Origin of the sequence: Compostibacillus humi, from assembly GCF_014637175.1 — a bacterium.
GTDB classification, from domain to species: domain Bacteria; phylum Bacillota; class Bacilli; order Bacillales; family Amphibacillaceae; genus Oceanobacillus; species Oceanobacillus humi.
Genome location: NZ_BMEV01000027.1, coordinates 1 through 20,289, shown reverse-complemented (window position 1 = coordinate 20,289; position 20,289 = coordinate 1). Strand labels below are relative to the sequence as shown.

General features: G+C 40.7%; 22 protein-coding genes. 4 read left to right on the top strand and 18 right to left on the bottom strand.

Going from position 1 to position 20,289, the window contains the following annotated elements:
- Window positions 1-56 precede the first annotated feature (56 nt).
- The 11 genes from IEV18_RS08525 to IEV18_RS08475 form a co-directional block, all read right to left on the bottom strand.
- Complete coding sequence (locus IEV18_RS08525) at window positions 57-3,587, bottom strand: YhaN family protein (RefSeq protein WP_188391967.1); 3,531 nt, start codon at window positions 3,585-3,587, stop codon at window positions 57-59.
- A complete protein-coding gene (locus IEV18_RS08520) occupies window positions 3,584-4,861 on the bottom strand; it encodes a metallophosphoesterase family protein (RefSeq protein ID WP_188391966.1) in 1,278 nt (425 codons plus the stop codon). The genes IEV18_RS08525 and IEV18_RS08520 overlap by 4 nt, the downstream gene beginning before the upstream one ends.
- A 309-nt stretch (window positions 4,862-5,170) precedes the next feature.
- On the bottom strand, window positions 5,171-5,611 hold the full coding sequence (locus IEV18_RS08515; RefSeq protein ID WP_188391983.1) for a carboxymuconolactone decarboxylase family protein: 441 nt from the start codon (window positions 5,609-5,611) through the stop codon (window positions 5,171-5,173).
- A 119-nt stretch (window positions 5,612-5,730) separates the two neighbouring features.
- Window positions 5,731-6,012, bottom strand: coding sequence for a VOC family protein (locus tag IEV18_RS08510; protein ID WP_308421559.1), 282 nt, complete (start codon window positions 6,010-6,012; stop codon window positions 5,731-5,733).
- Window positions 6,013-6,180: 168 nt separating this feature from the next.
- Entirely contained in the window at window positions 6,181-7,086 is a 906-nt protein-coding gene (locus tag IEV18_RS08505; protein WP_188391965.1) for a hypothetical protein, read from the bottom strand.
- Between the two features lie 88 nt (window positions 7,087-7,174).
- Window positions 7,175-7,705, bottom strand: coding sequence for a signal peptidase I (locus IEV18_RS08500; RefSeq protein ID WP_188391964.1), 531 nt, complete (start codon window positions 7,703-7,705; stop codon window positions 7,175-7,177).
- 189 nt (window positions 7,706-7,894) lie between these two features.
- Window positions 7,895-8,254: a rhodanese-like domain-containing protein gene (locus tag IEV18_RS08495; protein WP_188391963.1), complete on the bottom strand. Its 360-nt coding sequence runs from the start codon at window positions 8,252-8,254 to the stop codon at window positions 7,895-7,897.
- A gap of 36 nt (window positions 8,255-8,290) precedes the next feature.
- A complete protein-coding gene (locus tag IEV18_RS08490) occupies window positions 8,291-8,587 on the bottom strand; it encodes a rhodanese-like domain-containing protein (RefSeq protein ID WP_188391962.1) in 297 nt (98 codons plus the stop codon).
- Between the two features lie 15 nt (window positions 8,588-8,602).
- On the bottom strand, window positions 8,603-8,863 hold the full coding sequence (locus tag IEV18_RS08485; RefSeq protein ID WP_188391961.1) for a metal-sensitive transcriptional regulator: 261 nt from the start codon (window positions 8,861-8,863) through the stop codon (window positions 8,603-8,605).
- Window positions 8,864-8,868: 5 nt separating this feature from the next.
- Entirely contained in the window at window positions 8,869-9,213 is a 345-nt protein-coding gene (locus tag IEV18_RS08480) for a sulfurtransferase (protein WP_188391960.1), read from the bottom strand.
- A 19-nt stretch (window positions 9,214-9,232) separates the two neighbouring features.
- A complete protein-coding gene (locus tag IEV18_RS08475) occupies window positions 9,233-10,930 on the bottom strand; it encodes an FAD-dependent oxidoreductase (RefSeq protein WP_188391959.1) in 1,698 nt (565 codons plus the stop codon).
- Window positions 10,931-11,440: 510 nt separating this feature from the next.
- On the opposite strand from IEV18_RS08475, the gene IEV18_RS08470 reads away from it, so the two are divergent.
- Both IEV18_RS08470 and IEV18_RS08465 read left to right on the top strand, forming a co-directional pair.
- On the top strand, window positions 11,441-12,742 hold the full coding sequence (locus tag IEV18_RS08470; RefSeq protein ID WP_188391958.1) for an MFS transporter: 1,302 nt from the start codon (window positions 11,441-11,443) through the stop codon (window positions 12,740-12,742).
- Between the two features lie 27 nt (window positions 12,743-12,769).
- The gene (locus tag IEV18_RS08465) at window positions 12,770-13,762 is read left to right on the top strand and encodes an ornithine cyclodeaminase family protein (protein WP_188391957.1); all 993 of its coding nucleotides are present in this window, start codon (window positions 12,770-12,772) and stop codon (window positions 13,760-13,762) included.
- Window positions 13,763-13,906: 144 nt separating this feature from the next.
- Here IEV18_RS08465 and IEV18_RS08460 read toward each other — a convergent pair whose 3' ends face one another.
- The gene (locus IEV18_RS08460; protein WP_188391956.1) at window positions 13,907-14,164 is read right to left on the bottom strand and encodes a DUF1871 family protein; all 258 of its coding nucleotides are present in this window, start codon (window positions 14,162-14,164) and stop codon (window positions 13,907-13,909) included.
- 138 nt (window positions 14,165-14,302) lie between these two features.
- Window positions 14,303-14,707, bottom strand: coding sequence for a hypothetical protein (locus IEV18_RS08455; protein ID WP_188391955.1), 405 nt, complete (start codon window positions 14,705-14,707; stop codon window positions 14,303-14,305).
- Window positions 14,708-15,190: 483 nt separating this feature from the next.
- On the opposite strand from IEV18_RS08455, the gene IEV18_RS08450 reads away from it, so the two are divergent.
- Together IEV18_RS08450 and IEV18_RS08445 are read left to right on the top strand one after the other, a co-directional pair.
- Window positions 15,191-16,330 carry a cation:proton antiporter gene (locus IEV18_RS08450; protein WP_188391954.1) on the top strand — a complete coding sequence of 380 codons (1,140 nt, stop codon included), beginning with the start codon at window positions 15,191-15,193 and terminating at the stop codon, window positions 16,328-16,330.
- Window positions 16,331-16,474: 144 nt separating this feature from the next.
- Window positions 16,475-16,774 (top strand): phage holin family protein, encoded by a 300-nt coding sequence (locus tag IEV18_RS08445; RefSeq protein ID WP_188391953.1) that lies wholly within the window; start codon window positions 16,475-16,477, stop codon window positions 16,772-16,774.
- Between the two features lie 156 nt (window positions 16,775-16,930).
- On the opposite strand, the gene IEV18_RS08440 is transcribed toward IEV18_RS08445, so the two are convergent.
- The 5 genes from IEV18_RS08440 to IEV18_RS08425 all read right to left on the bottom strand — a co-directional run bounded on the left by IEV18_RS08440 (window position 16,931) and on the right by IEV18_RS08425 (window position 20,046).
- On the bottom strand, window positions 16,931-17,560 hold the full coding sequence (locus IEV18_RS08440) for a GyrI-like domain-containing protein (protein ID WP_188391952.1): 630 nt from the start codon (window positions 17,558-17,560) through the stop codon (window positions 16,931-16,933).
- A 12-nt stretch (window positions 17,561-17,572) separates the two neighbouring features.
- Window positions 17,573-17,752, bottom strand: coding sequence for an SRPBCC family protein (locus tag IEV18_RS17585; protein ID WP_373281902.1), 180 nt, complete (start codon window positions 17,750-17,752; stop codon window positions 17,573-17,575).
- Window positions 17,680-17,976, bottom strand: coding sequence for an SRPBCC family protein (locus IEV18_RS08435; RefSeq protein ID WP_229733604.1), 297 nt, complete (start codon window positions 17,974-17,976; stop codon window positions 17,680-17,682). The genes IEV18_RS17585 and IEV18_RS08435 overlap by 73 nt, the downstream gene beginning before the upstream one ends.
- Before the next feature lie 213 nt (window positions 17,977-18,189).
- Entirely contained in the window at window positions 18,190-19,365 is a 1,176-nt protein-coding gene (locus tag IEV18_RS08430; RefSeq protein WP_188391951.1) for an HD-GYP domain-containing protein, read from the bottom strand.
- Window positions 19,366-19,407: 42 nt separating this feature from the next.
- Complete coding sequence (locus IEV18_RS08425; protein WP_188391950.1) at window positions 19,408-20,046, bottom strand: GGDEF domain-containing protein; 639 nt, start codon at window positions 20,044-20,046, stop codon at window positions 19,408-19,410.
- Window positions 20,047-20,289 lie beyond the last annotated feature (243 nt).

Here is a 20,289-nt window from a genome sequence, read left to right as displayed (position 1 = left end):
TTTATTTTTTGCACTAAAAATATAAACCCGGGACAAAAGTTTGTCCCGGGTTCCATTTAGGTGGCTAAACTTACTTCTTCCCTTTGGTTTATTTCCATCAATTGATATTGGCTTTCGTCTGCAATTTCTTCCATAATCTCTGTTAAGCGGGCATGGTGGGTAAAGAATATAACTTGAGTTTGATCCGCCAGCTCTAGCAGCACTTTTAACGTTTCCCTCGAACGGGCGTCATCAAAATGGACGAGAATATCATCAACGATAAACGGCAGCGGCTCGCTTTCGGAAATGTATTTCTCAATGCTGGCAATACGCAAAGCTAAATAGAGCTGATCTGTCGTCCCGTCACTCATCCCTTCAACTGTCACTTGTTCTCCGTTTTCCCTTACACCGATTAGTACCGGCTCGTCTTTTTCATTATAATCGACCGTTAAATCAGTGAAAGACTGTAAAGTTAGCCGGGAAAACAGTTCCCCAGCCCGCTGAATGATTGGATTTTGGTTGCGGCTGCGATATTCCTCTATCCCCTTCCGCAAAAGAACGGACGCAAGTTTAAGCTGGACATATTTCTCCGTAAGCCCGGCAATCTCGGAGAATAGACTGTTTCGCTTCTGTTCCAGTTCGACCGCCTTTGTATTATTTCCTTGAATTTTCTCTTCCCGTTCCTTTTTCATGGCCCCATAGAACTGCTCTTTTTCGGAGCGCTCCAAGTCCAGCTGCTCCAGTTTATGCATGATTTCTTGTAATTCTCCGTCAATACGGTCTACATGATATGCTTTCGATTCTTCGACTAGTTGTTCCAAGGACTCGCCGCTTCCTAGCGAGAGGATATCTTCCTCCACTTTCTTCAATTCCTGTTCCGCGTTCTTTTTCTGCAGGAATTTTTCTTCCACTTCGATGAGTTCCTCCAGCGTCCGGCACGATGCCAGCTGCAGCAATTGTTCTAATTGAGCATTCGCTTCTTCTAGTCGGAATTTAACTTTATTACGCTTTTTCACTTGCTTTTCAAGTTGTTCCTTTCGTTCGTTGTAGGCAACTTGATCATTTTTCGCCTTCTGGCACGTTTCGTACAAATGATGAACGAATAAATCGTAGGCCTCGCCCGAATTTGTTTCTCCGATGGCAGCCATTAGTTGTTCCGCATTTGATTCAAATTGGGAAATCTGTTCTTTTATGTCCTGCTGTCTTCTTACCTGCTTTTCATATTCCAAAAAGGAGCGTATACAATCGTCATATTTTTCAAGGATTTGTTGCGCAACTTTAGTGGAAGTATTGGCGGTAATGGACGTTCCTTCGATTGCCTCATTCCAGCGTTTCTTCCATTGCTCCATCTTGTTTAGCAATTTCTCTTTTTCATTTTCATTTTCTTGGATTTCCTCTTCGATTTCACGGATTCTTAGTTGCAGGTTTTTCCTATTCGTCATCGTATCGCGAATGTTTTCCAATATTTGATCTGCCGTGTTTAATAATTTTTGCAATGAATTTTCATTTGTTTCATGACCATATTTCCTTAATGCGAAATGCAGCTCCTCTATTAATTCCGTTCTCTTTGCCTTTAAATCTTTCCATTCCCGAACTTGTTTCTCGTATTGGTTCACTTTTTCCTTAATCGTTTCGTATTTAGTTAGCCATTCTTTCATTTCTGCCGGGCTTAAGGGAATAATTCCAGCCGGTTCCCAAAGCTTGTTCCAATTCTCTTCCCAAGCTTGGAATTGCCGCTCCAGCTCTTTTTGTTCCTTTTCAAATTCGGCAATCTTTTTCTTGCCTTCAGCAATATCGCTGAGCAGTTTATTTTTTTCACCGACTTTTTCCGCCAGCGCCCGCATCGTATCTGCAATCTTGTCTGCTTCGCCGACCTTATCTTCATAAATTTTTTCGATCGCCATTCCCTTTGTATACTCGGCCAGGTCTTCCGGCCACGTTTCATACTGCAGTTTATGGCGAATGATTTTCCATCCTTTATCCCGCATCTTCCGTGCATCCGCCAGTTTCTCCTCGGACGGGATTTCCGCATTAGATTCCAGCTCGCGAATGCTTTCCTCCGCAGCTTGTATCATTTTTTCTTGCTGACGAATCTGTAAACGTAATTCCTCCATTTGCTGAAGAAGACGATTTCGCTCGTTATCAAAGGCATGGATTGTTTCTTTTAAAACGGGAATAGATAATGCGACTAATTCCTGATAAGTTCCGTCCCACAGCGGAAGCTGTTTCACGAGGTCTTTAACGGAATGTTCCGCATCCTTGCACGCATTTTCCAGTTTGTTTATATTTTCTTCGATATTTCCTTCCCGTTTTGCTTTATCGATCGTTTCTGCCAATTCATGGATGGAAAGTTGCTCAGGAAAATTATTTAATTCCTCTGCTTTCTCGTTTCGTTCCTTTTCCTGTTTTTTAATTTGATTTTCTAATTGTTTCAGTTGTTGATCGAGGGCCGGCTTCTCCTGAATTAGCTCTTGCAGCGTCAACTTTTTCTCTGCCGGAATCCGGAAATGATTTATCTTTTCCAATGCTGCTTCGGACGGATTAATTTCCTCCATCATCGACAAAATTTCTTTTTTCCGATATTCAATTTCACTTGTAAGAAGCGGCAAATTCTTTTTATTTTGCACATAGGCATTGACTTCCCGGTTCAACCGTTCAATTAGGGAAGCTTGTTCTAAAATTTCTGCTGGTATCTTTATTTCTTTCAGCTGCTGTTCTAAGTTCGCAATCTCCTGCTCCAGCCCCTTTAATTCGTTGGCAGCAGCGGCACGTTCGCTTTGTGCGGAATTGCGAATTTCAGCAATATTATGCGGCAGGTTAGGGATGTCTTTCAGTTCTTGTAATTTTTGCAGCAATTCTTTGCGACGGGAAACCTTTGGCAAAATTTGTTTCATCCGTTCTAATTTCGATTGCAATTGGCGCAGTTGTTTTATCTTTTCGTTCAGTTCTTCGATTTCTTCCTTGCTCTGACGGTAGTTTTCTTCCAGGTCTTTCCACGTATTCGCATGCAGCAAAATTTCTTGCAACTGTTTTTTCAGATCTTTCTCTTCTTTTAGCCGCTGATTCAGTTCTGGGTTGGACCCTTTTTTCAAGTATAATTCTCTAATTTCCTTGTCCAGCCTATCGATAATTTTCCTTACAACATTTATCCCGGATGCGGCAGAAAAAACACTTTCTCCGACATTCCCTCCGCTTTGCAATAGTCCAAGTCCGCCCTCCCGAAGACGTTCATGGTTTAGGGCAAACATGTTTAAAAACTGGGACTCAGGTACGTTGTGCAAAAATTGATCCACCATTCTTTCATCCATCGGCCGGCCGTCCATGTTTAATACCGTGTCTTTATTTCCCTTCCGGCGGGCAAACGTTAACTTCTCTCCCTTATTATTCCGCAAACTTCCTTCCACCCGCAGTTTGCTGTTTTTATGGAGGAAAGCATCATTGGTCCTGCTTGGGAAACCGTACAATAAATAATAAATGGATCGCAACGTGGTGCTCTTGCCTGCTTCATTGGATCCGTACAAAAGGTGAAAGTTCTTCGATGGATCAAAGACCAGCTTTTTATTTGTAAAATGACCGACAGCTTTTAAATGCAACTCGTCAAATCTCATTTTCCTTCCACCCCAGTAACTGATAAGTAATATAAAATCAAATCTTCCGCCTCTTTTATCCGTTTCTTTAGCGCACCCGCGTTTGTGAAATCAAAAGCTTCTTCCCCTTGCTTCAGCTCCGGAGGGAGCGCTTTTTGAATGTCGGAAAACTCCTCGAGCAGCTCTTCTAGAATGCTGGAATCCCGGCTCGCCTCGTCAATAAAGTCTAAAATGGCAGCAACCGGTGTATTTTGTGTTTTCATTTCCTCCATTTGCAGCTTGCCGGTTGTTCGGATTTTGACCTTTTCGATCCAAATATCACCAAAGCCGATTTCCAATGCAAGGGAACGCAAATTATTTATAATTTCGTCTCTTTCTGCCAGTAACTGCTGATGAAGTTCGGTCGCACCGGACAGTATAATTCTTACTGCCAGCGGGCGTCCTTCCGCTTCATCATACAATTCGGTCAGTTGTTCTCGTGCCACATCCAACAGGTCATCTAACTGATTAACATTTTGGGCATCAATTTCACAAATTTCCCATCGCAAAACATCGAGGGGGATATGTTCCAATGAATCAATTGTTCCGTCCTTTACTTCGACATAAGTACAGCCTTTATTCCCTGTCTCTCTAATATGTCTTCCCTGAATATTCCCGGGGAACAGAATGACCGGATTTCTTTCGTGAAGCAATTCCCTTTTATGGATATGCCCTAACGCCCAATAGTCGTATCCCTTTTCCTTCATATCCTCGACGGAACAAGGGGCGTAGTTTTCATGGCCTTCCCTTCCCGTCGCGCTCGTATGGAGAATCCCAATATTAAAATAGTTTTCTTTGCAGGGCGGATAATTTTTTACGAGGTTCTCAGTCACCGATCTTTTTGCAAATCCTTGGCCGTGAATGGCCACACCAAAGTCCGAAAGCACAACAGTTTCCGCATTTCTTGTTGAAAATTCATAAACATTATCGGGCAATTTCAATTCTCTCGTAATCATGCTTTTGGCATCGTGGTTTCCCCGAATAAGATATACCGGTATATTCGCCTTCTGCAGCCGAACCATTTGGCTGACAAAAAAGAGTCCGGTATTAAAATCTTTCCAGTCCCCGTCATAGAGGTCCCCGGCAATGATGACAAAATCCGTTTTCCGTTCGATGGCAGTATCTACTAAATTTTTGAAAGCTTCCCTTGTGGCATTGCGAATTTTTTCAACTGGAGCACCTTCGTATTGTTCCAGGCCGGAAAGAGGACTGTCTAAATGAATGTCAGCTGCATGAATAAAAGAAAATGACGTCAATATCCATCCCTCCCATTTCTATAGTTCTTGTATCCTATTATACAATTACGAATCCTTGCCTATAAAGGGAAACTTATTGGAGAGGTTTTCCATCGAAGTGTATCAAGATGATAGAAAGGGCATATCTCGCTGTATCATGGGCAAGGGTGCAATCTGGCACATTCTAGCTTGCCTTTATTATAGAACATACGTTCTTATAATTCAATAGAAATTACAATGAAATCCATACTGCAAATTTGCTCTTTTCTATTTATGCATAAAAAAATCTGCTTAAATTTTAAGCAGACTCAATTTCTATTATTTTTTTCTTCATTGCGGTGCCTGATTTCCCATGGAAATCGATAATCGGTTCCACATATTAATCTGATTGATAATCATAATCAAATCAACATATTCCTTTTCGCTGTAATGCTCCCTTACCCGGTCATACAATTCATCACTGACTCCATTTTCCGCAATAAGCGTCACGTTCTCCGCCAATTCCAATGCGGCTTTTTCTTTTGGACTGTAAAGGTCGGATTCCTTCCACGCGGCTAACTGATTAATTTCTTCATCGGTCGCTTTAAGTTTTTTCGCCGCCTTTGTATGCATATTTAAACAGTAAGAACAGCCGTTGATTTGCGATACACGGATTTTAATAAGCTCTCTTAACTTCTTATCAATCGGCGTTTTCCTTGTATACTTTTCCATTTCCATTATATTTTCCAGCGCCTTTGGAGCTGCTTTAAAGTAATTGATTCGGTTTTTCAAATCCATGAACCTTGCGCCTTTCACCAAACCTTTGCTAAGCAGACTGCCCATCTCCGTCCCTCCTTATGGATTGTGCTCACAAAACTATGTTATGCACGATTCATTTTCCTATGCTCTTCTTACTTATCCAAGTATTCATAACATCCAGGCAAATTCCCCCAAGGATCAGCAAATGTTCCCCATTTTACCCGAACTCCCGGTCTCCTATGAATCTCGAACGGTTCAATTTTGAGTTCTGCGGTAAGCCTTTTTCTCTCCGCTTCTATGTTTTCGACTTCTAAGGGGATTGGCCCATTTCCTTTCGCCGGTTCTCCCTCTTCAAGCTGCAGCCAGCATTCGCGAACGATTTCCCATTCCGCAAATCCATCATGGGGAATAATATCAGGCTCCCGTTTTAGCAATGTTCATTAAAATTGGAGACCCAAACTTGAATTGTCAATTTGAAATCATCATCATCCTCCCGAAATATATTTCCGATTATAATATATCAAATTTTTCGAATGTTTTGATTGGGTATTTACGATTAATTTCATTCCAAGGCTTAGGTCTCCGTAACTTAAATTTATTCACTATTTCTTTCCAACATACCAGTCGTAAAGTTCCTTCGATTCAATAGATAAGTATGGACCTAGTACTTTCGCAAGCCTTATGACTCCTGCTTTCGACACATCCACCGCATCTGGGCGGACTCTCCACATTTGTGTTTCGCTGGCGTAATACTCCTTCTCTGTATATACACGAAACCACCCGTCTTCTTCAACAATCCGGAAGTCGCCCACCTTATTTTCAAAGGCATTTGGATCATCAGCCTCTCCGTCTCCCATCGATACTTCAATTACCTTCTCCCCATCATCATTAAGGTAAAAATCTATTTCCTTATTGCTAGTTTTGTATGTTCTTCCGTTTGGCGTCACTTTAAATTCAATCGCTCCCGTATAATACGGAGGTCCTGCCGGCTCTTCCCCGTCCGTCTGTTTCGCGATGACTTGTAAATGGATTTTCCCTGTTAAACCTTGGAAGTCGATATCGTTATCACTATGCGGCCAATCTGCCAAAATGCGAAATTGCTCTACATCGCTGTTCGGGACAAATTTCAATTCAGGCTCTGCCTCCACCCATTTCCCCTCTACATTTCTTTCAATGGTTATAACAACAGGCGAACCCTCTTTAAATAACTCCCCTTCCTTCTTCAAATTAACTTCATATTCCAGCGGCAATTCGGTATTGTTCCTTTGGATATCAAACTGGTATACTTCCTTTGTTTCCATGCCCGGATACAAATCTTCATCTAAATCAAAATCTGCATCCGCAATCGTTTCCCCATCTTTGTTTACAACATCTACATCAAAAACAGCCGCTTTCGCTATGTTGTCTTCCGATTTAAACGTCTTGGAAAAATATGCCCACGTTCCAAATATCGTTGCTGTCAACAATATCGACAGAAGCAATAAACCTGCCGTCGCTTTTCTTTTCATTTCATTTTCCTCCTTATCTTTTTATTGAATTTCGAGGGTCTGTTGAACAATATTCCTCCTTTCCTTGAAGGTTTAAATTTGCTAAATACTAGGAATCAGGCGAGTCTCTTAAATTATTTCGATACAATTTCACGAATGCTCTGACGGTGAAAATCAGACCGGCAAAAGAAGCTGCAGCAATCCACCATAAAGGATGGGAGAAAAATTGAAAAACGACCATCCCGCCCGGAATTTTCCATTGATAGACTCCTTCGACTTGTTCAACAGCAACAGTATACTGATCCTGAATATTATTGGCGTCTCCCTTCGTTTTATAAAAGGGTTGTCCATTCTCAAAAAATACTTCTTCTACTCGATGGGTGACAAAACTATCATCAATCCGATACGTAATAATATCTCCCTCTTGAATATCCTTCTCTTCTTTTACTATTATGAAGTCTCCCGTTTCAAACACCGGATACATACTGCCTGACAAAACCGAAAGCAGTTTATATCCGATTACAGATGGAATCTGATTTGGATTCGTTATCGTTTGTATTTTTACATAGCCGAGCAAAATGCATAGAAGAACCAATAATATGACTGCTAGATTTCCTATCACGCTGATTGCCTTTTTCAATCGTTCCACCCTCCTATCATTTGTATCATTCTATGTTTCGGATGAATATGTATGTTGGCAAAAATTAAAATGATAGTTTAGGCGTAATAGAGAAAACCTATACCTATTGATGCACAGAAAAAAAGAGATAGAATCCCCCTATCCTAGTTTTGGGGTCTCTATCTCTTTTCCTATTTAATCTATTCTCTTTTAAACCCAAGCATTCATGCCGCCTTTTACGTTATAAACTTTTTGAAATCCTTGTTTCTTCAGTATTTTTGCTGCTCGCATGCTTCTCATTCCGCTTTGGCAAATAACAACCACTTCTTTTTCCTTATCCAGCTCGCCTGCCTTCTCCGGAAGGGCAGCAAGAGGAATATTTATAAAAGGCTTGCGGTGATATGCTTTATATTCGCCAGGAGTTCGGACATCAATAAACTGGACATTCGAATCCTTGAATTTCTCTTTCGCTTCCTGGACACTTATTTGGACTACTCCCTTTACAGGCAAAAACCGATAAAGGAAAAAGACAGCAATAATCACGATAAATCCCCACTGTAAAATATCCATTCCAAACCCTCCTGTCCGTTTAAAGGAAGGGAGAATTTACTCTGTTTCCCCTTCCCATTCCAGCATGCCGCCTGCCACGTTTGTTACGTCATATCCCTCATGATGGAGGAAACGGCAGGCGTTCCCGCTGCGGCCGCCGGAGCGGCAAACGATATAGTATTGCTTATTTCTGTCCAATTCCTTCATCCGTTCAGGAATTTGGCCTAAAGGAATATGTTTTGCTCCCGGAATTTTCCCCATTGCTACTTCTTCATCTTCCCGGACATCGATAATATTCAGTTTCTCTCCAGCTGCATATTTTTGCTTTAGTTCTTTTGCTGTAATTTCCTTCATTGAAGCTACCTCCTATTATCTGCTTTTCACAAGCAAATCTACTGCTTCTTTGACGATTTGTTCCGTGCTTTCCCCTTTTTCAATGTTTTCCCGGACGCACTGTTCCAAGTTCAGGCTTACGATTAAACCGATGGTCCGGTCAATGGCACTTCTTGATGCGGAAAGCTGAGTTACGACCGCTTTACAGTCCTCATTATTTTCTATCATTCTTAATACACCTTTAATTTGGCCTTCAATCCGTTTCAGACGGTGGATGACTGACTTATCATATTCCACTAGCTTCACTCCTTTCCTGTACATGGACAGCTGCTTATTTCAAAACTTTCAATTTCAAACCCTTTGCTTTTCAAGTATCGCAATCCTAGATTCAGTTCCAGGCGATCATTCGCGACTACGTGCAATTTTTTCTTTGGAATTTCTCGAATATACCGTTTTAAATAAGCATAAGGGATGCGAAGGTCGCTATCTTCCGTTTGAGCCGTATTGTAATCTCTAATATCCAGGACGAGGGAACTTGAATTATTACCTTCAGTCTTTTTGCAAGGAATACCTAGTACAGGAAAATACCTTCTATATAGTGTGACAACTATTGCAATTGCTGCAACGATAAAAAGATAGATCGACATGTTCACCACCAGTTATCGTTTAATTAAAATTATATTCGGTCACTATTTTCTCTCTATCGCCAGCCAAGTCATTGAAGTATTCATAAAGGCAAATGCCCAAATAAGAACCGGAAATATTATACACATTCGTATAACCTAAATGCTGCAGCGCCATCACCATATTATAACTCCGCTGACCGGAACGGCAATGAATATATACTGGCCTGTCTTTCGGAATTTCATCGAGACGGTTCCTAAATTCACTTAAAGGAATATTGACCGCATTCTTTAAATGGCCTGCTTCATATTCCCTCCTCTCCCGGGCATCGATAATATAGGCATTTTTTTCAACCAGTTCGCGAACTTGGGAAACTTTCACTTCCCGGTAAACGCCGTTCAATTGATTTAGAGCCACTAATGCGGCATGATGGACGACATCCCTTGCCGTGCCTAACATCGGCGAGTAAGTTAACTCCAAATCTCTCAGGTCTTCTAACGTACCGTTCATCGTAATCATTGCAGCAATAACGTCAATCCGTTTATCCACGTTTCCTTTGCCGATTGCCTGGGCACCTAAAATCCTTCCTGTCGGCTTTTCATATACTAATTTAAAATGCATCACATTGCTGTCCGGCATTAAACCTACTTTATCAGACGGCATAACATAAACAGAGTCAAAATGGAATCCTGAAGCTTCAGCCGTCCTCGCATTAATCCCGGTAGAAGCGGCATTCAAATTAAACAGATGAATCGAAGATGAACCGATTACTCCTAAATTGCGGTTCGGTATGCCGTAAATATGATTCGCGGCGGCCCGTGCCTGCTTTTGCGCCGGTCCTGCCAACGCCAGACGGGTCGGCTTATGAAGAATTCGATGATATACTTCCACCGCATCTCCAACCGCATAAATATCCGGATCACTCGTTACATAATTGCTGTCGACTTTGATGGCACCAGTTTCCCCTATTTCTAATCCGGCCTCTTCAGCAAGACTTGTTTCCGGTCTGACGCCGATTGCTAAAACAACGGCTTGTGCAGCAAATTTTTTTCCGGAATGGGTTTCCACAAAATCTTCCCCGATTTTCGCCAATCCGTCATTTACAATCAGATGCACCCCGTTGTCTGCCATTTCCTTATGGAGTATTTGCGCCATATCATAATCAAAAGGCGTCATAATCTGATTGGCAAATTCTATGAGAGTTACGTTATAATTTGCCAGGCGCAGATTTTCTGCCACTTCCACGCCGATAAATCCGCCCCCGATCACCGCAATATCTTTCACTTGTTTCTGCTTTATATAATTGTTCAGATGCTCGATATCCAACACATTCCGGACCGTAAATACATGAGGCTTTTCAATACCTTGGATAGCTTTAGGCCGGATTGGGGTTGCTCCCGGCGAAAGGATCAATTTGTCGTAAGGTTCTTCATACGTTTTATCCGAAAGGAGGTCCTTTACGGTAATTGTTTTTCTTTCTCGATTAATTTGTATCACTTCACTATGAACCCTCGCTTCAATCTTGTACCGCTGCTTGAATGTTTCCGGATTCATGAGCACTAAGGAGTCACTGTCTTCCACAATGCCGCTTAAATGATAGGGCAGGGAACAATTGGAAAATGAAACATGGGGACCCTTCTCAAACATAATAATTTCTGCTTTTTCATCCAATCTTCTTATCCTTGCGGCTGCCGAGGCCCCGCCTGCAACTCCTCCGACAATTAAAATACGCTTATTCAATGCTTTCCACTCTCCTTTACATTACCCCATGGGGTATATTTTGAAGAAAATAAAATAGCCGCATATCACGACATGGATTTAATTCTACCGCCATTATATACCCCCGTAGGTATGTTGTCAATGAAAGAACAATAAAATTTTCTTAAATAGGATGCAATAAAAATCCCCCCTTTTACAGGGGGAAACATCTCGTCATTTTGGCTGTTATCGATTCCCTCCGCGGGTATCCGACGAACCTTTTGCCCTTCTTTGTTCATTCGGCAGTTTCGCTTTGTTCGATTTTTTCTTTGGGGCATGTGAATCTTTTACCATCTGAATTCCTCCATTTTTGATAGTATTTACTTTCCATCCAAATTTATCATTCCCAGTAACAATGAATTCATACTCAGAGAAATAACCCAATTTTAAAACAACGAGAATTCGTGTTTTTATAAAATATTTGCAATCTAAAAAAATTCTACTTAATATTATTTGTATAATATTAAATTTTCTAATAAATGGGGTGAATTTATGGAAAAGAATGTATCCAAACGAGTTTTGGTAGCAAGTCTAGTCGGGAGTTCCATTGAATGGTTTGACTATTTTCTATATGGAACAGTAGCCGGATTAGTTTTTAATAAAATCTTTTTTCCGGCAGAAGACCCGACCGTCGGATTGCTGCTATCCTATGCTTCCTTTGCGTTAGCATTCTTTATTCGTCCCCTTGGCGGCATCATTTTCAGTCATATCGGCGACAAAATTGGAAGAAAGAGGACCCTTGTACTGACTTTAAGTCTGATGGGCGGCGCTACTGCAGCAATGGGGCTGCTGCCAACCTATGAAACAATTGGAATTATGGCGCCAATCCTGTTAATTGCCTTAAGGCTAATCCAAGGTATCGGGCTAGGCGGGGAATGGGGCGGAGCCCTGCTATTGGCCTATGAATATGCGCCGGAAAATAAAAAAGGCTTGTTTGGGAGTATTCCGCAAATGGGAGTTACCATCGGCCTGCTTCTCGGCACCTTAGTCATGTCGCTCATGACGTTAATGCCCGATGATGCATTCATGGTATGGGGCTGGAGAATCCCATTCATATTAAGCGCCATATTAGTTATTTTCGGACTGTGGATTCGGAAAGGAATTGACGAAACACCTGAGTTCAAAAAAGTACAGGAAAAAGGCGAAGTGGCGAAAGTGCCATTGTTTGAAACGATGCGAACCCATTGGCGGGAAGTTCTCATTGCCATCGGCGGAAAAGTAGTGGAAACGGCCCCTTTCTATATATTCGGAACGTTCATTGTCAGTTATGCAACGAATAACCTTGGTTTTGACAGCACAAGTCCACTGAATGCAGTTACAATTGCAACAATCATTACTACCCTGCTAATTCCGATTATGGGCCGGCTTTCTGACAATGTGGGCCGGCGACCGCTTTATATTTGGGGAACTTTGCTGATGATTGCTTTTGCTTTCCCTTATTTCTGGATTCTCAACTTGAAAACGAACGCAAGTTTAATCATTGCAACCGTTATTGGACTAGGAATTATTTGGGCCCCGATTACAGCCGTGCTGGGGACAATGTTCTCAGAAATTTTCAAATCAAATGTCCGCTATACCGGGGTATCCCTCGGTTACCAAATTGGTGCGGCTGCAGCAGGAGGAACTGCACCGCTAATAGCTACCGCATTGCTTGGCGCCTTTAATAATTCCTATGTCCCAGTAGCAATCTATATAATCTTTACATCTCTTATTTCCTTAATCAGTGTCATGTTCGTTCGGGAAAAAAAGGAAATTAAATCGGAAAAAGAGGATGCCGTACATGTATCGTTCTAAATTTTTTATAGACGGGAAGGGAAACCTATGCGGGTATTGTCAGAAAAAGAAATACAATCTGTTTACAGCATGAAAGATGCAATTTTTGATTTAAAACAAGCATTAACCGACCATTACTACGGAAAAGTAAAAAATCCCAGCCGCACTGTCATAAATTTCGCCGGGGGACGGGATTCCGTCCTCTATATGCCCAGTGCTTTAAAGTCGGCAAACATTGCCGCCATAAAAGTAGTTTCCATCTTTCCAAATAACCCAAAACTGGGAAAGAAAACGACCCAAGGTGTCATTTTAATTACGGATACGGAAACGGGAGAGCACCTCGCCTGTATGAATGCTTCCTATTTGACGAGGCTGCGTACCGGAGCTGTAAGCGCCATTGCAACGGACCATTTGGCAAAAGAATCAGCAAATACCGCGGCAGTTATCGGCTGCGGTGCGATGGCAGAGGAACAGGTAAAAGGAATACTGGCAGTCCGAAACATCAGGCATGTCATCCTTTACAACCGTACAAAATCGAAAGCAGAAAAGTTTGCGGAAAAGATAAAAGAGCAGAACCCGGAATTTACCGGGAATATCGATTTGGCTGAAACCGCTGATAAAGCGGTCGAACAGGCAGATATAATCATCTGTTCAACGAGATCTGAAACCCCGGTTTTTTCAGGAGATCGGTTAAATCCCGGCACCCATATTAATGGGATTGGCTCTTATCTCCCTCACATGCAGGAAGTTGATGAAACAACGATTCTCCATTCTTCGAAAATTGTCGCAGATACAATAGAGGGGGTGAAAGAGGAAGCGGGAGACTTTATTATTCCTGTAAAGAAAGGAATATGGAGCTTTGAAAGACTCCACGGACAGCTTGATGAATTGGCTGCCGGAGCAATTCCAGGAAGGGAAAATGACACGGAAATTACTTTTTTCAAATCCGTAGGGACCGCATATTTTGACCTTGCGGTTGCTGCATCTGTATACGAAAAAGCCGTCCAATCAGGATTGGGGACAGAAGTTAAACTTTCTTAAGTTTTTCTATTGCAAATGATTGCGTCGAATTTTAAATATGGCAATTAAAAACTGGTGTTTGCTTTCAAAACACCAGTTTTTATTTACCCTACGCTATTAAGGAGAAAATGCAGGGCACAGTTTCTTCTCAAGCAATGACAGATTCTATTCGTACAATTCTTTCCAAATTTTTGCAGCTATCGTGTGGCACTCTTCATAATCATATTCCCTGTCGAATGCACGCCGAAACGTGTCTTGTATTGCTTCTGCCACTTCGATTTCGTCTTTGCTTTCCAAAACAGCTTTAACAATTTGCTTTATTTCATATTCGTATTCATCATCCGGTGCACCCAGTTCCAAAAGATACTCCGGATCCCACTGATTTATATGCTTCGTAACAATAGGTAAAGCCAATCTTTTCAACCTATCTCCCCCGCATTTAGATTACAGTGAAGTTTGCCTATTATTATACCGTAACAAAGGTTAAATGAAAATATTCTAACACTAGTATGTTGGCCTGTGAATATTTGGCAATTATGAACAATTGAATCGAAAATACAGTTATGGATTGGTTGGCAGAAAAACCTGTGCAGTCAATCCGATGTTAAAACTTTGAATCATGCTTATATTTTCACGAAGCCCTTCGGTGACGAAAACTTGATACATATACGTTCCAGCAGGGCCGGGCACATCAACAACGGTAAAATTCGGGTGCTCGGTATACGTTCTGGCAGTAACTATATTTGGCCGGTTGTAGCATCCTCTAACCACAGTCTCAGAAATGAATACGTTTGGAATAAGAACTAACGAAAATGCCAGTGAATAAGCAAACTCTGTTGCATCTTCTTCAACTTCAATATTAGTATTTATCGTGGCATCCAGCTTTATCCGCTGGTTATTTTCCGTTGTTGTCACTTCTACTCCGATAATAGGAAAATTACTTGCATTCGGCGGAATGGTAACCAAACCTTGCTGTGTAAAAAAAAGTGCTGATCCAGGTCCAGGAGGTCCCGGAGGTCCTTGGGAACCCATTTGGATAGATGTGGATTTTGCGATATCATATTTAAGCAAATCGGTTAGCTTGCGACAATTCCCAGAATTGCAATGACATAAATCGCTGCGAAAACCACAACTCGTACAAAATTTAACCATCATATACACCTACTATTCTTGTTAGGTCTATGTCATTCTATTCATCTTAACCGTTCTTTGAATACGCATTTGCTGCAGTATATTAGTGGATTTTTTATAATTCTACCTGTCAAGGTCCTATTATCTTTTCATGTTAACACTTTATTGTTCTATAAATCTATGTTATTATCATAAACAAAGTATAAATATTAAATTGCTTTATGGAGGAGTCTGTCACCAAAGGGATGAGTATGCCCTTTGGTGATGGACTCCTTTTTTGTTTGCAAAAAATCAGACAATTTAAAAAGGAGTGTTCATATGTTTATACTTTCTTTAGCTATCATTATCATAGCGGCCAAATTGGCTGGGAGCTTAAGTGTTCGGTTTGGCCAGCCCTCAGTATTAGGAGAAATAATCGTAGGGATATTATTAGGGCCATCTGTATTTGGCCTGGTACATGCCAGTGATACTCTTGCCACCTTTAGCACCATCGGTGTTATATTGCTCATGTTTATTGCCGGACTAGAGACGGATCTCGATGAATTCAAACGTTCAGCGAAATCTTCGACCTTCGTTGGGCTTGGGGGAATAATATTTCCGTTGTTCCTCGGATACTTTGCCGGACAACTGATGGAATTGTCCGACTTGCAATCCTGGTTTTTAGGTGTCATGCTTTCGGCTACCAGTGTCAGCATTTCAGTCCAAGCTCTGAAAGAAATGAATAAGCTCAAATCGAGAGAAGGTACAACTATTTTAGGTGCGGCGGTTATTGATGATGTCGTTGTGATGATTATATTGGCGTTTTTAATGAGCTTCGCCGGAGATGCAAACGTATCTTTAACGACGCTCGTAATTAAGAAATTTTTATTCTTCTTAGTGGCGATTTTCGTTGCCTGGAAAATCGTTCCTTGGCTTTTACAAAAATTTACAAAGTTGCCGATTAGTGAACCAGTTATATCCGGCGCTTTAATCATTTGCTTTGTATATGCATTTGCAGCAGAGTACACTGGTGTAGCTGATATTATCGGTGCATATATTGCTGGAATTGCTATCGGGGCAACAAATTTCAAAGGGCTTATTATGGAAAAAGTGGAAACCATCAGTTATTCCATCTTTGTCCCGATATTCTTTGCCTACATCGGAATTTCCGCTGAATTTTCCGGGGTAATAGATAATCTTGGTCTTATTATTTCCCTTAGCATTCTGGCAGTATTAACTAAATTTGTCGGCGCCGGCCTTGGTGCGAAGCTATCCGGTTTCGGCTGGAACAGCTCAATGGGAATCGGGTCGGCAATGGTGTCCCGGGGCGAGGTTGCCTTAATCGTCGCATCCATGGGATTAGCATCCAATTTAATCGCTGACGATATATATGCTTCTGCGATTGTAGTAATTGTCATAACTACAGTTGTTACCCCGCCGATGATGAAAATATTTTTTCAAAAAAATAATGCTAAATAAAACTAAATAGCCAGCAGTTTTTTTGCAGTTGCTGGCTTTTTCTTTATTGATCTCCATCTAAACCCCATTTTTTAACCAATTATGACCAAAAACATATAATATTACATAATTTTGGTCAGACGGCGAAATGGGTGACAATGATCAATGGAATTACTTTCGGTCTACATTCGTGCTGAAGCGTTTATTTTAATTCCAGCACTGTATTTTATCTGCATCATTCTGGAACAGACGCCAATGCTCCCAAAGTGGACACATGCATGGATCAAGCTTGCTTTTTCGATTGTTTCATGTCTATTATATTTTGGAATTGACATAACATCAGTTGTTCAAGGAATATTAGTAACCGGAGCAGAAATGGTGTCCCGAGATATTATTCAAAACATTTTATCCCGCAATGGAAATAAAAATGATAGAAAAAAAGACATAGAGGAACAAAAGGAATAAAATTTAATTATTTCCAGCACAAACCTCATAGAAAAAATCCATAAAAATACCCATAAAGTTGAAATCCACTAAAAGCATCCCCCTCACCGATGGCTTTTGCCGTCGATGAAGGGGATAAATTATTTATTTCACCGGATATACAGCTTTTCCAAAAAATTATTCTCCGATTTTCTCCACTTTATATCGTAACACCGTCTTCAATTTGGCCGGTTCCACTTTTCTTACATCGGAAAGATAAATTTCCCTATGGGTCAGATCTGTCCTTCTTAAATGATTCTCTTCTGCAAAATCATCCATAATTTGGAAAGTTTTTGGTTCTTCATCATAGGGTCCGACATGGAGCATTTGTAACGACAAACCGTCTTCCATGGACCGGAAAGCAACCTCCTCAAGATAAGGATGAGGGTTCTTTTTCCGTACCCGTTCCATCGCCAATTCCACAATTTCATCGGACACAAATTCCGGCTGCCGAATCATAATCGTATATACGAATTCATCTTTATTTAATGTAGATTCCTTCCTTCCCTTTTCCGTTAAGTCCCAAATCCCTTCCAGCGGATACACCGTATATTCAAAATATCCTTCTGGAGCAGTTCCCCACTTCGGCATCATTCGGATCGCATATGCTACAGAATAAAGAACGCCAACCCTTTCGGCGAACTCTGCTTTATTCGGATCTCCTTTTCCTTCCAGCATGGGAAATTGCTGCTTTGGCACCGTCAGCAATTGCGGTTTTTCTTTCGGCAAATATAAATCTTTTTCTTTTTTACGCCATTCATGTTTCATTTAGTCCACCTCTTAGTTGGATTCATTTTCCAGATAGTTCTTTAATGCATCTAAATCTTTCGCACATGCTTTTTCAAAAGTGCCGCCCAGCATTTTGCCAAAGAATTTAGCCAATCCAGTCAGTCCTCTAATTTTCCCATGCAAAGTAACTTCCGTTTCATTGCCAGCGGATTGGACGGTATAAGTATATATGTATTCTCCTTTTCCAGTTGTCCCCTTCGTTCCGTTGCTTCTTTCCCGAACATTTTTCTCGTTTCCTTCCACTCGCTGCCTTCTTTTATCGGTCCTTCATCCAATCTTTCGATGCCTACAAAACCTTGCATCCAATTTTTTGCAGCATCAAGATCGAGCAGAGCATCATATGTCCTTTCCTTTGATACGTTAAATGTTCTTGTTACCTCAAAATGTATACTCATATGTTTACCTCCTTCAATTTTTTTGTAACATTATGCCTTATCTTACCCGTTAGATAATAATTATTTTCCCATCTTCCACCTGTAAAGTCTATTAGTGAATTGAAATCGATTAAAGAAATAAAAATAGGATGCTAACAAACTAGCATCCTATCTCGTAAAAAGATTATTTTTTTGGTACAAAAAAGCACCACCAGCAACTAAAAATACGTGCCATCATGCTTCACGCCCCCCTTTCATGTCCATACCTTTGGAATATTGTTTGGATATTTCAATCCAAGTAGGATATACACGCATAAATAACTCTACCAATTGGGGATCAAACTGAGTTCCTTTTCCCTCTACAATGCGTTTATACGCTTCTTCATAAGGAAGCGCCGGCCGATATGATCTGGAGGAAGTCATCGCATCGAAGGCATCTGCAATTGCCGTAATTCGGGCAAGATACGGGATATTTTCCCCTGCAAGTCCATCCGGATAACCTTTTCCGTCCCATCTTTCATGGTGATGGTAGATGACATCAATATTATCGATGATTCCTTCCACATCCTGTATTGCTTTCGCTCCAACGACCGGGTGCGTTTTAATAATCTCGTATTCATTATCCGATAATTTGCCGGATTTTGTCAATATAGAATCAGGTATGCTGACTTTTCCGATGTCATGTAAGAGGCAAGCATAATAAAAATCATATAATTCCTCTTTATTAAACTTTTCGGTTGCCTCCGCCATGCTCCTGGCATAGGCGGCCACCCGCTCGCTATGCCCTCTCGTATACGGGTCTTTTAATTCTATCGTGGCAATGATTCCCTTTACCATTCCTTCCAGTCGTTCATTATAGGAAGTTTTCAGAGCACGAATATAATTTAAAAAGCGGTGCAGCAGAAGAAACGCGATAACAGACAATAGAATATTAATAATAATCGGGAACAGCACGACCGGATCTTGAATGAAGAACCCGACAAGAGCATATTTAAGAATTAGGCCGCCTGTCACATAATAAGTGAATCGCTTATTAACAAATATAGGAGAAAATAATATTATTACGAGTTCCACGATGCTTCCGCTGCTATAGGATAGAGGACTGTCTTTATAATAGATGATATCCCCTATCGTATTCACACTCAGATAGCCAAGCAGCAAAATATACTTTACATATTCCGTTTTATCCTTTTGGATTAAATAGACAAATAGTGGAATCAATGCAATGATCACGAAATATTTTATATATAAAGAATCATGCCATAACGTATTCTCAGAATCGGGCAGCCATGGGAAATCGGGGAAAATGTCATAATAAAAGATATCATATATAAAAAATACGCTGTAAAACAGCCATAAAAACAACTTCGTCGAACGTTTTTCCTCTTGTAATAGTTTATTAGTCTTCATAAAATTACCTCACATTTCATACTTGGCCTTATCTTTGGGCATTTAGTTTGCATTGTCTTTTGCCTGATACATTCTTTTATCAGCAATTGAAATTAATTCTGAGATTTTTGTCGCATCTTTTGGATAACAGGAAAAACCTATCGATAGGGATGGAAAAATTTTATTTTTCTCTTCACACTCACTGCGTGCAATGACAATATCATCATTCATTTGATGGATAAACTTCCTTATATCTCCATCGTCCCTATTTGTCAGCAGCACGAGAAACTCATCGCCTCCCCAGCGAATGAGAATATCCTTTTTGTCCATGCTGTTTTGAATTATACGGCACGTTTCCTTTAAAATAAAATCACCATCATCATGCCCGTAAGTATCATTAATAACCTTAAAATTATTTACGTCAATTAGCAATATGCCAAGCCTCTCGTTGCGATTCCTCGCCTGGTGCAGCTTTTTTTCAAAGATAAAATGGGCATATCTGCGGTTATAAACCCCTGTCAGCGGGTCGTGATAGGACAGAAATCTATATTTATCGTACCACCCGCCAAAAACCCATGAAACGGCAGCATGCAATAGTGAAAAAACAAGAGAAAGAAGGCTTAGCTCATTTCCTAATACGTAATAAAAGAATGATGTCAATAAAGATAGAAATAATAGTGCAATCCGTCCGCGATATGTCACAATCATCCTCCTTCCGGTGCAGGAACATGAAATAAATGGTTTTATTATGAATTGTGCTGTTTAACGATAGCGAAAGAAGGCATAGGATTTTCCCGACAAGAAATTCTACTATTATATTTAAAAGATAATTACTCAACTTTCGCAGTCGAAAAACACTAGTAAACACTTGATATGACTGAAAGAATTCACAACATTATATCTAAAAATGAACAAAAAAACATCCCTTTTTGGTAAAATATAGTC

What these genes read in the sequence shown, in the direction of transcription:
- IEV18_RS08445 (WP_188391953.1), top strand. Translation starts at nt 16,475, where the DNA reads ATGGAATTACTTTCGGTCTACATTCGTGCTGAAGCGTTTATTTTAATT.
- IEV18_RS08450 (WP_188391954.1), top strand. Translation starts at nt 15,191, where the DNA reads ATGTTTATACTTTCTTTAGCTATCATTATCATAGCGGCCAAATTGGCT.
- IEV18_RS08470 (WP_188391958.1), top strand. Translation starts at nt 11,441, where the DNA reads ATGGAAAAGAATGTATCCAAACGAGTTTTGGTAGCAAGTCTAGTCGGG.
- IEV18_RS08480 (WP_188391960.1), bottom strand. Translation starts at nt 9,213, where the DNA reads ATGTCGATCTATCTTTTTATCGTTGCAGCAATTGCAATAGTTGTCACA.
- IEV18_RS08435 (WP_229733604.1), bottom strand. Translation starts at nt 17,976, where the DNA reads ATGAGTATACATTTTGAGGTAACAAGAACATTTAACGTATCAAAGGAA.
- IEV18_RS08525 (WP_188391967.1), bottom strand. Translation starts at nt 3,587, where the DNA reads ATGAGATTTGACGAGTTGCATTTAAAAGCTGTCGGTCATTTTACAAAT.
- IEV18_RS08505 (WP_188391965.1), bottom strand. Translation starts at nt 7,086, where the DNA reads ATGAAAAGAAAAGCGACGGCAGGTTTATTGCTTCTGTCGATATTGTTG.
- IEV18_RS08440 (WP_188391952.1), bottom strand. Translation starts at nt 17,560, where the DNA reads ATGAAACATGAATGGCGTAAAAAAGAAAAAGATTTATATTTGCCGAAA.
- IEV18_RS08490 (WP_188391962.1), bottom strand. Translation starts at nt 8,587, where the DNA reads ATGAAGGAAATTACAGCAAAAGAACTAAAGCAAAAATATGCAGCTGGA.
- IEV18_RS08495 (WP_188391963.1), bottom strand. Translation starts at nt 8,254, where the DNA reads ATGGATATTTTACAGTGGGGATTTATCGTGATTATTGCTGTCTTTTTC.
- IEV18_RS08465 (WP_188391957.1), top strand. Translation starts at nt 12,770, where the DNA reads ATGCGGGTATTGTCAGAAAAAGAAATACAATCTGTTTACAGCATGAAA.
- IEV18_RS08430 (WP_188391951.1), bottom strand. Translation starts at nt 19,365, where the DNA reads ATGAAGACTAATAAACTATTACAAGAGGAAAAACGTTCGACGAAGTTG.